The 12,953-nt window shown below is 58.0% G+C and carries 7 protein-coding genes; 4 read left to right on the top strand and 3 right to left on the bottom strand.

The genetic code is table 11. From position 1 onward, the window contains the following. Window positions 1–172 precede the first annotated feature (172 nt). Both P8935_RS09425 and P8935_RS09420 read left to right on the top strand, forming a co-directional pair. Entirely contained in the window at window positions 173–2,410 is a 2,238-nt protein-coding gene (locus P8935_RS09425; protein ID WP_348264742.1) for a transferrin receptor-like dimerization domain-containing protein, read from the top strand. 410 nt (window positions 2,411–2,820) lie between these two features. Beyond that, entirely contained in the window at window positions 2,821–3,297 is a 477-nt protein-coding gene (locus tag P8935_RS09420) for a VOC family protein (RefSeq protein WP_348264741.1), read from the top strand. 80 nt (window positions 3,298–3,377) lie between these two features. On the opposite strand, the gene P8935_RS09415 is transcribed toward P8935_RS09420, so the two are convergent. Continuing rightward, a complete protein-coding gene (locus P8935_RS09415; RefSeq protein WP_348264740.1) occupies window positions 3,378–4,796 on the bottom strand; it encodes an APC family permease in 1,419 nt (472 codons plus the stop codon). A gap of 190 nt (window positions 4,797–4,986) precedes the next feature. Between P8935_RS09415 and P8935_RS09410 the strand changes: the two genes are divergently transcribed. Together P8935_RS09410 and P8935_RS09405 are read left to right on the top strand one after the other, a co-directional pair. After that, window positions 4,987–7,848 (top strand): PIG-L family deacetylase, encoded by a 2,862-nt coding sequence (locus P8935_RS09410; RefSeq protein ID WP_348264739.1) that lies wholly within the window; start codon window positions 4,987–4,989, stop codon window positions 7,846–7,848. 418 nt (window positions 7,849–8,266) lie between these two features. After that, window positions 8,267–10,381: a hypothetical protein gene (locus P8935_RS09405; protein ID WP_348264738.1), complete on the top strand. Its 2,115-nt coding sequence runs from the start codon at window positions 8,267–8,269 to the stop codon at window positions 10,379–10,381. 86 nt (window positions 10,382–10,467) lie between these two features. On the opposite strand, the gene P8935_RS09400 is transcribed toward P8935_RS09405, so the two are convergent. Together P8935_RS09400 and P8935_RS09395 are read right to left on the bottom strand one after the other, a co-directional pair. After that, a complete protein-coding gene (locus P8935_RS09400) occupies window positions 10,468–12,447 on the bottom strand; it encodes an ABC transporter substrate-binding protein (RefSeq protein WP_348264737.1) in 1,980 nt (659 codons plus the stop codon). Window positions 12,448–12,458: 11 nt separating this feature from the next. Beyond that, window positions 12,459–12,950: a Rid family hydrolase gene (locus tag P8935_RS09395; protein ID WP_348264736.1), complete on the bottom strand. Its 492-nt coding sequence runs from the start codon at window positions 12,948–12,950 to the stop codon at window positions 12,459–12,461. Window positions 12,951–12,953: the final 3 nt, after the last annotated feature.

Genomic DNA, 12,953 nt, shown 5'->3' with positions numbered 1-12,953 from the left:
AGTCTAGGCTCGATCCATCGATTTTGTCAACTAAACTCTTTGGACTTACAAGGCTCTCTTCCTCTCGGATTTGACCTCTCCCCGGCACGGGTATTAGATTCGCTTTACTCTGCTGTATTCCCCAAGCAAGCACGCAATACTTTGCTGCATCTTCAGAAAGAGGCGCCTTCGCATGCGTAGACTCTTCGCCAGTCTCTTGATTCTCACCATGAATGCCTACGCTGTTGAGCCGACACACTCGGACTCCCTGCGCGGCTACACTGCAGCGCACTCGTCCGCCGAAGTGCAATGGGAGCAGAAGTTTCGCGCGATCCCGGACCCCGCACGCCTGCGCGAAAACATGCGTCGTCTCTCCGCGCGTCCCCACCACGTCGGCTCGCCCTATGACAAGGACAATGCCGAATGGCTCCTCGCCCAGCTCAAGTCCTACGGACTCGACGCTAAGATCGAACAGTTCGAAGCCCTCTTCCCTACGCCAAAATCCCGCAAACTCGAGTTGCTCGACCCCACCAAATTCACGGCTAAGCTCGACGAGCCCGTACTCTCCATCGATCCCACTTCCAACCAAAAAGATGAGCAACTCCCCACTTACAACGCCTACTCCAAAGATGGCGATGTTACTGCGCCCCTCGTGTACGTGAATTACGGTGCACCTGCCGACTACGAGCGACTCGATGCTATGGGCGTCTCCGTCAAAGGCGCGATTGTGATTGCCCGCTACGGCGAAACCTGGCGCGGGATCAAGCCCAAGGTCGCCGCCGAACATGGCGCCGTAGGCTGCATCATCTACTCCGATCCCAAAGACGATGGCTACGCGACCGGCGATACCTACCCAGACGGCCCCATGCGTCCCGCCGACGGCGCCCAGCGCGGAAGCGTAATGGACATGCCTGTCTACCCTGGCGATCCGCAGACCCCCGGCATCGGAGCCAAGCCCGGCGCAAAGCTAATCCCGCTCGATCAGGTTCAGACCATCACCAAGATTCCGGTCCTCCCCATCTCCTACGCGGACGCGCAGCCGTTTCTGAAATCGCTGCAGGGTGAGACCGTCCCTGAAAACTGGCGTGGTGGTCTTCCCATCACCTACAAGACCGGCCCCAGCAAAGTCATGGCCCATCTCGCGCTCGCATTCAACTGGGATCGCAAGCCCCTTTACGACGTGGTCGCCACCATCCCCGGTTCAACCTTCCCTGACCAGTGGGTCGTTCGCGGCAACCACCACGACGCCTGGGTCAATGGCGCCGGAGATCCCGTCAGCGGGGCAAGCCCTCAACTCGAAGAAGCGCGCGCGCTCGGCGAACTCCTCAAGCAAGGCTGGAAGCCCGCCCGCACAATCATCTACTGCTTCTGGGATGGGGAAGAGCCAGCCCTCCTCGGCTCTACGGAATGGGCAGAATTTCACGCGGACGAGTTGAAACAACACGCCGTCGCCTATTTCAACTCCGACAGCAACGCGCGCGGTTTCTTCGGTGCCGAAGGTTCCCACTCGCTCGAGCACTTCGTAAATAGCGTCGTCAAAGATATCGAAGATCCTGAAACAAATACATCAGTCTGGAAACGGGCACGCCTCGCCGCCCGGTTGAGCGCCACACCTGAATCTCGCGCCGATTTGACCAACCGTCCCGACACCCGCATCGGGGCCCTAGGCTCCGGCTCCGATTTCAGCGTCTTCATCGACCACCTCGGAGTTCCCAGCATCAACCTCGGATTCGGCGGTGAGGACGAAGACGGTGGCCAGTATCACTCCATCTACGACGATTTTTACTGGTACACGAAGTTTGAAGACAACGGCTTCCTTTATAGCCGCGCCCTCTCCCAGACCGCCGGCACGATGGTGATGCGCATGGCCGATGCTGACGTTCTGCCCTATCAGTTCACCGATCAAGCCGACACCATTCATACCTACACAACTGAAGTCAAAAAACTCGCAGATACTATGCGCACCCAGATCAAGGAACGCAACGCCGACCTTGCCGACGGTGTCTACAAGGCAGCAGCCGATCCAAAGAAGACGAGCGTCCCGCCTCCAGTTGACGCGGTGCCTCCATACTTCAACTTCTCCCCACTCGACCAAGCCTCTGACGATCTCACCGCCGCAGCTGCCGATTACGAGAAAGCCTTCACCGCCCATGCCGAAACAGCCGATCCCAAGGTGAACGCCCTCTTGCTCACCACCGAGCACGCCCTCACTGACCCCGCAGGCCTGCCCAACCGTCCATGGTTTGAAAACATGATTTATGCACCTGGTTTCTTCACCGGCTACGGCGTAAAAACTCTGCCCGCCGTCCGTGAAGCCATCGAACAAAAGCAATGGTCAGCTGTCGACCCACAGATCGCACGTACCGCAGCCGCCATCGAGCGCGAAGTAGACAAAATCAAAGCCGCCACTGCCGCTCTCAACGGCGAATAGTAAAGTCCGACTTGCCCCCGAGAGTCTCACAATCTCTCGGCATCAATCGGCACGATCCTGGGTGCCCCATCCATGATGCAGCTTCATCGCGTCATGGGTGGGAAAGCTCTGACCTCCTCCGCTGCGCTTCATCGCATCCGTAACACTGTCATCTCGAGAAGCGCAGCGACGAAGGATCTGCGCTTGTTTTTCACCACTCTTCGAGCACCAGATTCGCTTCGGAACATCAGGAGCGCCAACACTCGCGCAAGAAGTATCATTTCAGAATGTTTCGCGACAAGCGCGATTCCAGTACCGCACAAGAGAGAGAGAGAGAGAGAGAGAACAAGCAACAAATAACAGGTACAAAGTCGGAGCCCGGCAAATCCTGGCTTGCCTCGTATCCTTCCTGATCACAAGGAGCACACAACATGACCCCAAAAAATACGATCTGCCTTTGGTTCGATAAAGAAGCGCATGAGGCGGCGCGCTTCTACGCCGCCACCTTCCCGGATAGCAAAGTGACAGCGGTTCACGAGGCCCCCGGCGACTATCCGAGCGGCAAGAAGGGTGATGTGCTGACGGTTGAGTTCACCGTTGTTGGCATTCCCTGCCTCGGCCTCAACGGTGGTCCGGCGATCAAGCATAATGAGGCGTTTTCTTTTCAAATAGCCACCGACAATCAGGAAGAGACCGACCGCTACTGGAACGCGATCGTCGGCAATGGCGGCAAGGAAAGCGAGTGCGGCTGGTGCAAAGACCGCTGGGGCCTCTCCTGGCAGATCACCCCGCGCGCGCTAACCGATGCGCTTGCAGCCGGCGGCAGCGAAGCAACCCGCGCCTTCAATGCCATGATGACGATGAGCAAGATCGATGTCGCCGCCATCGAGGCCGCACGCCGAGGCTGACATGATCACCTCGGGCGCTCTGGAACATGCGCTGCGCGAGGGAACAGAACTTACCTCCAAATGCCATGCAACTGGTACAGCTATGCCCGGTATACGTGCTCCGCGGCGCTAAACGGCCATTGCCCCAGCCGCCGAGCCCGGATCATGTAGATCGCCGTCCCGCTGACCGCGATACCTGCAGCCACCGCCAGCCCACCCAATGCCTGGCTGCGATTTACCAGAATGAATACAAATCCCGCGATCGCCAGCACCGGTGGCAGCGGATAAAACGGAATGCGAAACGGCCGCTCTAGTTCCGGCCTTTGCACTCGCAACAACATCACCCCCACATGTTGCAAAAAGAACTGCAGAAGAATCCGCGTCACCACCAGCATCGTAATCACCTGCTGCAGCGAGAAGAAGCAGAAGACCGACGCCACCAAGCCAAGCGCCACGAGCGACCGGTGTGGAATCCCGTGCTTCGGATGTACCGCCGCCAGAAACTTGAAGTAGTTCCCGCTCTGCGCCGCCGCGTAAGGTACGCGAGAATAACCCAATAGCAACGAGAAGACTGAAGCGAATGCTGTCCACATCACAAGTGCCGCAATCGTGTACCCCGCCCACTGCCCGAATGCCGACCGCGCAATCTCCGCCACCAGTTGCACGCGCACGATTGCGGTTTCCTTGACATGCATCGCCGCATCGCGCATCGAAGGCAGCGCCGAAAGATTCATCACGACATAGAGCACCGTCACAAATAGTACCGACAGCAGAATCGCCCGCGGAATCGTCTTCTCCGGCTGCTTTACCTCGCTGCCCAGGAAAGTGATGTTGTAGTAGCCCCAGTAGTCGTACGTCGCGATCAGGGTAGCCTGCGCCAAGCCGCCAATCGCCACCGCCGCGGACTGGGTCGGGCTTGCGGGCATATGCCATCCGCCCATCGCCGCAGCATGCGCGAACCCCGACGCAATCACCCCCGCCATCGCCGCCATCACGCCCGCGAACAAAACCCACGCCAGCCGCGTCACCGAACTCAAGTTGCGATACAACAGCGCCGTCACCAGCAGGCAAGCCGCGGCCGCCGCGCAGTTCGCGTAATGCAACGCAGGCAGCGCCGCAATCGGAGCGGACTCCAGCCCCGGCCAGAACCACGCCAGAAAACTCGACAGCCCGATGCACCCCGAAGCGATCGAAAGCGGAGCCGAAAAACTTAGTTGCCAGACATACAGAAAGCTCAGCCAGTTCCCTGCCCGATCCGGCCCATAAATCTCACGCAGAAATGCATACGATCCGCCCGCGCGCGGAAATGCCGCCCCCAGCTCCGCCCACACCAGCCCGTCCATCACCGCGATGCCCGCGCCCAGCAGCCACGCCCAGACCGACAGCCTGTATCCCGCCGCCGCAATCACCAGCGGCAGCGTGATGAACGGCCCCACGCCGATCATCTCCAGCATGTTGAACAACACCGCGGATCGCAGTCCAATCCGCCGTTCCAGCGTCGCAGATGAGTCGGAACTCAAAGGGCTTTTCAATCGGTTAGACACTCGGCCTCTCGCGGGCGGGTCTTGCATCAAGGTACGACTTTAGTCGTGCTACAACGGCTACAAGAAGGATTTGGGCTTGCCCTGAGAGATCTACGAACTTCATTACATACTCCCTGCGCATCTTCTAACGGGAATACGCTCACCGGATTGTACACTGACGACAACCATGTTCTTTTCTCAGGGAGCACATCGCAAACACGCCAAAGCTGCACTTGCAGCCTCGATTTCCGCGATCCTTATCGCACTCGCCCCAGCGCCGCAAATGCGTGCACAACAACCCGCGACCGCTTTGCCGGCGTCCGAGCCGCAACTCGTCGCGCTCCCGCTACCTGAAGATCGTGGTGAAGCAAAGCTCGAGCAGACTCTAAAACAGCTCAACACCACCGCCAGCATCATGATGATCGTTGCCCACCCTGACGACGAAGATGGAGCCCTGCTCACCTATCTCTCTCGCGGCCTCGGCGTCCGAGCCATTCTCTTCACCCTGACGCGCGGTGAAGGCGGCCAGAACGCCATGTCCGCCGAAACCTACGACGCCCTTGGCATCCTACGCACCAACGAACTCCTCAAGGCCGACCAATACTACGGCGCAAAGCAACTCTGGGGAACTGAAGTCGACTTCGGATTCTCTAAAACGCAGGAAGAGGCATTCCAGAAGTGGGGTCACGATCGCGTCCTCTACGACGCCGTTCTCGCTGTTCGCAGCGAGCGTCCCCAGGTCATCGTCTCCACCTTCATCGGAGGCATCACCGACGGCCATGGCCAGCACCAGGTCTCCGGTGAAATCGCACAGGAAGTCTTCAAAGCTGCAGCCGATCCCACCATCTTCCCTGAGCAGCTCAAGCCGATTTCAGCAGGAGGCCTCGGCCTCCAGCCCTGGCAGCCTCTCGCCGTTTATTCCATGACTCCGTTCGCCCCTGTCACGGACAAGGGCATGTTCGATTACGCCACCGGAAAATGGGCGCCCGCGAAATTCAAAAACTACGTCACCGGCGAGGTCACCACAACCACACCATCCACCGACGTAAAGCTACCCGTCGGAACTTTGGACGCAACCCTCGGTCGCAGTTACGCACAGATCGCGCGCGAGGGCTGGGGCGAACAGAAATCCCAGAACGGCGGCGCCAATCCCTCCCTCAGTGGCCCCGCTACGGCCAGCTATCACCTCTGGGCGGTCGCACCGACAGCTAAGACGGTCGCGAAATCCGCCGAGAAATTCGCCGACGACAGCTTGTACGCCAACAACCGCGTCAACATCGACACGAGCGTCTCCGGGCTAGTCCATCTTGTGAAGGAACCCGCTCCAGCATGGCTCGCAACAGGACTCGGCCAGATCGGTGGCGATCTCGAGCGATTCGAGTCCAAGTGCCCCTGCAACTCCGGCCTCCCGGCAGCGCAAGCGCTCGCTCCCATTTATCGGGAGATCCTCGCACTCCGCGAAAAAGTCGCCGCCAGTTCACTTGACGCCCAGGGCAAAGCAAGCATCCTCTTCGAACTCGATGCCAAGATCAACCAGTTTCAATCCGCACTAGCCAACATCCTTGGCCTCGACCTCGTAGCCTTTCGCACCAACGAAGCCCATGCGCAATCCGCAGGCTTCCGCGGTGCCGCAGCCGATGAAGCTGCAACTAGCGTCTCCCCGGGCGAAGAGTTCCGCGTCCACGTACACGCTGCGCAAGCCACCAAAGAGACACGCATCGAAAAAGTCTGGCTGCAGAGCCGCAGCGGCGAAGAATGGAATAGCACTATCAACGTCGCTCCAGATCCTGCCGCGTCGGTCGCTGATCCCGTTTTCACAGTCCACGCCGCCGACAATTCTGCCTCCACTGCGCCGTCATTCACACGGCCTAACATCGAGCAGCCTTATTACGACATCGCCAATCCGCAATGGCGCGGGCGATCCTTCGCTCCATACCCGCTCGACGCATGGGCCGAGTTCACCTTCGATGGCCTGCCCATCCGCATCGGCGAAGTAGTGCAAACCCTCCAGCGCGTCACCGGTCCCGGAGGCTTCTACGAACCTCTCGTCGTCGCCCCCGCCATCGGTGTCAGTGTTGATCCGCAGGCCCGCATTCTTCCGCTCGATGGCAGTGCGCTTCCCGTCCGTGTAACTGTCCACACCCAGTCCGCAGCCGAAGGCACTGTAGCGCTCAAACTCCCTGACGGCTGGCGCTCCGATCCTGCTCAGGCCGAATTCCATCGTAAGACCGCCGGCGACACCGACCCCATCCTATTTTCCGTCACGCCTGCTGCCACGCAAACCGGCGCGTACTCCCTCATGGCTGTCGCTCAGTCGGCGGGTCGGTCCTATGATTCCGGATGGCACAGCGTTGGCTACACTGGCTTGCGTCCGTATAACCAATACGCGCCCGCCCAGCTTCAAACCCGCAAGATCGACGTAAAGCTTGCGCCCGGTCTCCGCATCGGATATGTGATGGGACCCGGCGATCTTGTCCCCGAGGCAATCGAGGGCATGGGCGTCGCTCCCCATCTGCTATCCAGCGCCGACCTCATCTCCGGAGATCTCAGCCTCTACAACGTCATCGTCATCGGCATCCGCGCCTACTCCGTTCGTCCCGAACTTGCTAAGGTCCAGCCTCGCCTTGAAGACTTCGTCCGCAACGGCGGCACTCTGGTCGTCCAGTACCAGAGCAACACTTTTCCTGCTCCTCTTCCGCTCTCGATGGGAAACCGCATGCCCGAGCGTGTCGTTGACGAGCAGTCGCCCATCAAGCTTCTGGACCCCTCCAACCCCCTGCTGAATTTTCCTAACAAAATTACAGGTGCCGACTTCGACGGGTGGGTCGAAGAGCGCGGCCACTCTTTCCTTGATTCATTCGATCCGGGTTACACCGCACTTACCGAGACCGCCGACCCCGGCCAGGATCCCCAGCGCGGCGGGCTGATCGTCACCCATCCGGGCAAAGGAACTTATATATATGTTGCCTATGCCCTCTATCGCCAGTTACCCGAGTTAGTCCCAGGGTCTTATCGCATCATGGCAAACTTGCTGAGCGCCCGGCAATAAATTCGCATTGCTCAGATACAAGCGAATACAACCTCACTTAGTCGTTCGTCGAGTCGCGCAAGTGCGAGTGACTTCCAGCTCCGCGCGTGCTTAAAGCCTTTGCGTGCCCGCTTCGAATGTGAACAAGAGGTAAATTAACCATTCTTTAACAAGCCTAAAACTCCGCAACAGCGGTTATTAAAAGTATGTGAATTAGTCAAATATTCATCAAAATCTGCGACTGTGAAATACAGAAGCGACAAGGAATAACTCTGTCAGTGCAATCCATCCTTTTTGACGAACGCTCTTTCCCTGTCGCCTGCAACTTCAACACCCACTAAGGCATCATCCTGAGTTTTTGTTAGTTGACCTGAACGGCTCTGAGCATCACCATGCGCCGCCACGATTCAACCTGATCTGAGAGGAAAAAAGACGCCCAATGAAATCCCAAATGAAAATGGTTGTCGCCGCACTTCTGGCAGCCAGTCTCGTTGGTTCCAACGCTTACGCCGGTGATCCCCCCGCCCCAGCTAAAAAGCACGCCACCAAAAAGCAGCCACCCAAACCCACTGTCGAGGAGCAGATCAATGCTCTGCGCCAGGAATTTCAGGGACAGATCGACAGCCTGAAAACTGATTTGGCAACCAAGGATGCTCAGCTGAAGCAGGCACAACAGAGTGCTGCCGATGCTCAGGCTGCCGCTGCAAAAGCTGAGGCCGATGCAACCTCTCAGCAACAGGCAACCTCCGAAAACGCCGCTGCCGTGACCACGCTTCAGACGACGGTTACGGATCTAAAGGCAAACAGTGTTTCATTGGCCACCACCGTCTCGGATGAGACCGCCAACCTGAAGAAGGCGATCAACAACCCGAGCGCACTTCATTACAAGGGAATCACCCTTACTCCGGGCGGCTATGTGGCGGGTGAAACAGTCTGGCGCAGCAAAGCAACGGGCGGCGACATTCCCACTGCATTCAGCGCAATTCCCTATGAGCACGCCGACGCTTACTCGCTCAGCGAGTTCTACGGGGATGCACGCCAGTCGCGCGTAACCTTGATGGCCGAGGGCAAGACCAACTGGGGCACGTTGCGCGGCTACTACGAGGCTGACTGGCTTGGTACCGGCATCTCTTCCAACAACAATCAGTCCAACAGCTATGTTCTTCGTCAGCGCGTCATTTGGGGCCAGGCCGAAACCAACAACCACTGGGCCTTCACTGGCGGTCAGTTATGGTCGCTCGCCACAGAAGACAAAAAGGGAATATCAAATCTGTCCGGCGATATCATGACCCCGCAGACGATAGATCCGAACTACGTAACGGGCTTCGTGTGGACTCGCCAATATGGCTTCCGCGTAACCAAGACCGGGAAATACGCTGCTTTCGGCATCGCTGCTGAAAATCCGCAGCTTATCTACACGGCATCACTGGCCGGCAATACCCCTTATGCGGTCATCGGCAGTCAGGGAAATAACGGCGGCAACTTCAACGCGGGTATCAATGCCTGCACCCCCGCTACTTCAATCGTCAACTACACCAATCAGACTGAGATCGACAACGTGGGCAACAAAATCCAAGTTGCAGTCCCCGTCTACAAGACAGTCAACGGATGCGCAAACATCGCCAATCTTTCCTTCAACGAGGCGCCAGACGTCATCGCGAAGCTGGCTCTCGATCCAAAATTTGGCCACTTTGAAATGTTCGGAATCGCCCGTTTTGCGCACCAGACTGTCTACCCTGGAGAAACCACAGACAGAAACCTCTACGGCGGATTGACCGATAGCGTGACTGGCGCGACTGTAGCACCTGCGCTGACTACTGCCGGGTCCTATAACAACAACGTCACGATGGGCGGAGGCGGAGCAAGTTTCCGCATCGGCTTCTCTGGCAACAAGGTTATCGTCGGTGCGAAGGGCATGTACGGCTCGGGACTGGGACGCTACGGCAACACGACGCTGGCCGACCTCACCTCCGATTCCTACGGCCAGTTCTCACCAATTCACAACCTTTCCGGTCTCGCCACAGTTGAAATCAATCCCACTCCACGGCTTGCGATCTACCTCAATTACGGCGGCGATTATGCGAGCCGAGACGATTGGGGCATTGCCGGCACAACAACCTCGCTCGGCGGACCTGCGGCTGTCTTCTGCCCAACCACCGCCGGCGCTTTCACGTGCACCAAGACGCCAACTGCAGCCAACTTTGCGGAGGGTGGCAAGTGGGGAGCAACCTGGTCGACTCCGAGCAACGCAGCTGTCGGTTATGGTTCGCGCCTGCTCAGCAACTCCGGTTGCAACTCCAACTCCAACCCCGGCTACAACGGTGGCGCTTCCACCGGCTTTGTTCCCGGCGGATCTTGCGGCGATCAGAGCCGCGATGTGCAGGAGATTACCGGCGGCTGGTGGTATGACATCTACAAGGGCGACCGCGGTCGCTTCCGCCAAGGCTTCCAGTACGGCTATGCGGTGCGCGAAGGCTGGTCCGGAGCTTCCGGAATCGGCGCGAAGGGCATCGACAACATGTTCTGGACTTCACTCCGCTACTATCTGCCATAAACCGCGGCTTCTACGCATAGCAAAAGGGGGCAGTCCTCAGCGGACTGCCCCTTTTCTTTGTCTCGTTAACTCTGCGTTTGGCGTCGCTATTGGATCTTCGGCTCGCCCGTGGAAAGAAACGCAACCCCATCGATGGTTTGGCCCGACGCCAGCACATCTCGAAGCTTCTCGGGATTCGCGCCGCTCTTGACCACCGCCGTCTCAATTAATCGCATAGCGGCGGCGGGCGTAGTCGCGGCCGGCAGTCGGAAGATCCACGGCACATTTGTTGAAGTCAGCTTCCTGTCCTCACTTATCGCGACCACCGGCACAAAAGCCTTCAAAGCAAGTTGCTCCGCCAGGTGCGCCGCATCGCGATCCAATGCCACAATCGCCAGCGCATGTTCGTCCATCAGCGCATGCACAAGCTGCGTTGAGGCCGCACCCCAGTTCTGATCGCTGGCAATCGGAAGAAGCGTCCACTCAACCCCCGACGCCGACGCTCTGCGAAGTTGCTCCAGCATTACAGCCGATTGTGCAACCGCATCGGCATGCTGACCAAACAGAACTACCTTTAACGCGCCCGCGGGCACACTTCCCTGATGAGGCCCAGCATATTCCACGCCTTCTTCGCCCACGCGCGCATAAGGAGCCTGCGTTGAACCTGGTTTTCCATCATCCGAAGCCTTTTGCGGAGCCGCACTCGCCTTCTCCATAGTCACCACTTGATATGAGATCGCTCCGTTGTGCACGGTTCCAAGATACATATGGGCCACGTTCTTCTGGTTCGGATCGAACGTCATATGCCCGGTTACGCCGTCGTAGTCTGCGATGTCTGCGAGAGCGTCGTGAATGCGCGCACGATTCAACCCCGCCCTGCAGATCGAATCAAGCAGTGCGTTCATCGCATCGTACGCAAGCGACGCAAACTGCTCCGGCTTCTCATGAAACCGCGATTCGAAACGCGCATTAAAATCCAGCCACTTCGGATCATTGCGCGTAGGGTCGTAGGGAAATACCGCTTCAAATCCCTCTGCCGCACCGTCAGCCTGCGCCAGCATCTCCGGACCTAGCGTGCGGTAGGAGCCAAACACACGCTGCTTCATTCCCAGCGCCTTCATCTGCTTCAAGATATTCGCCGCGGGAATCTCATCAGCCCACAACACAATTGCATCAGCGCGCGACGACTGGATAATCTTCAAGGACCGCGTATAGTCCGTATCCCCCGGCAAAAACTTCTGCTCAATCACCACCGGGTGTCCCAACCGCCGCGAAGCATCACGAAACTTCAGCACTCCAAAGCGCCCGTAGCGACTGTTAACGCGCAGCAACGCAACCCGCTTCAACCCAAGCTCTGTGTAAATATGCCGAGCCAGCGTAAGCCCTTGCACGCGATCGTCCTGAAGATCGGTGAAATACCAGGGAATGTAAGTCTCCGGAATTGTCGGATCCGTCGAAGCAGAATTAACGATCGGAATCTCCGCCTTCAGCGCGACTCTCAATGCGATGTGCGTGGACTCGGAACTGATTGAGCCGAACACCGCCCAGTCCTGGTCGTCGTAAACCATCTTTACGACTTCGTTCGACGCGGATCCCCATATCGTCGGATCAGTGGCGCGATCATCCCCGTAGACCGTCTTCGCCTGCCAGTTGTCGTAGTCGTTATGCAACATCAGCTTGAATGACTTGCCGCCATAGCCGCCGCGTGCATTTGCTTCTTCAACCGCAAGTTGCGCACCGTGTAACATGCGCAATCCGAACACCTGCTCGGGGCTGTGTTCAATCGGACCAAAGAAACCTATACGCACTTCGGTCAGGTCCTTCGGTTCCGGAATGTCTCTTCCCGCGCCTGTATAAATATTCGGATGGACGTAATTCAAATCGTAAGGCGCCGCAAATTTTGAGTAAGGACTCAGATCGGCTGGTTCACCCGCATAAGGCGCTACGACGCGGTCTTTCGGAGTCCCCGGCGGATGCGCTCCGCACTCACAGGTACTTTTACTCCGTTGTACTCCCTGTCCCACCAGATTCAACGGTGTGCCGGCGGCCAATATACCGGCCGCCATCATCAACCATGCCTTACGCATCGTGCTGCTCCTTACTTGGCCGTCTTTTCCGTGCGGAACATCGCGATTGCTTCAATCTCAATCAGCAATTCCGGCCTGCAAAGATGCGCTTGTATTCCCGTCGATGCGGGCAGCGGATCAAGCCCCTGTGCTTTGAAAAACGCGGTGCGCTCTTCATTGAACGCATCATAGTCGCGATCGATATCACGCAGGTAGCAGGACGTACGCACAATGTCATGCCACGTGCACCCTTCGCTTTCCAACAGTCCGGTTATGTTATCCAGCGTCCGCTTCATCTGCGCGCGAAAATCGCCGATGTGTACGCTCACGCCGTTTTCATCGATCGAAGCGGTGCCCGAGATCAGCAGGATCGTCAGTCCGTTCAAATCAATCCGCATACCACGCGAAAAAGAACTCGGCTTGGCATAGGCATAGGCTTCGTTGAGTACGCCATGGTTCGTCATAGCGCGCTTTTGGATCGGTGCGTGTGCAATGGTCTCCAGAATTTCGGATAAAGCTATCATGTT

The organism is Telmatobacter sp. DSM 110680 (assembly GCF_039994875.1).
Classification (GTDB): domain Bacteria; phylum Acidobacteriota; class Terriglobia; order Terriglobales; family Acidobacteriaceae; genus Telmatobacter.
This window is presented reverse-complemented; position numbering and strand designations above follow the sequence as displayed.

Excerpts from the sequence above, each read along its gene's own strand:
- P8935_RS09400 (WP_348264737.1), bottom strand. The coding sequence starts at position 12,447 with ATGCGTAAGGCATGGTTGATGATGGCGGCCGGTATATTGGCCGCCGGC.
- P8935_RS09405 (WP_348264738.1), top strand. The coding sequence starts at position 8,267 with ATGAAATCCCAAATGAAAATGGTTGTCGCCGCACTTCTGGCAGCCAGT.
- P8935_RS09420 (WP_348264741.1), top strand. The coding sequence starts at position 2,821 with ATGACCCCAAAAAATACGATCTGCCTTTGGTTCGATAAAGAAGCGCAT.
- P8935_RS09410 (WP_348264739.1), top strand. The coding sequence starts at position 4,987 with ATGTTCTTTTCTCAGGGAGCACATCGCAAACACGCCAAAGCTGCACTT.
- P8935_RS09425 (WP_348264742.1), top strand. The coding sequence starts at position 173 with ATGCGTAGACTCTTCGCCAGTCTCTTGATTCTCACCATGAATGCCTAC.
- P8935_RS09395 (WP_348264736.1), bottom strand. The coding sequence starts at position 12,950 with ATGATAGCTTTATCCGAAATTCTGGAGACCATTGCACACGCACCGATC.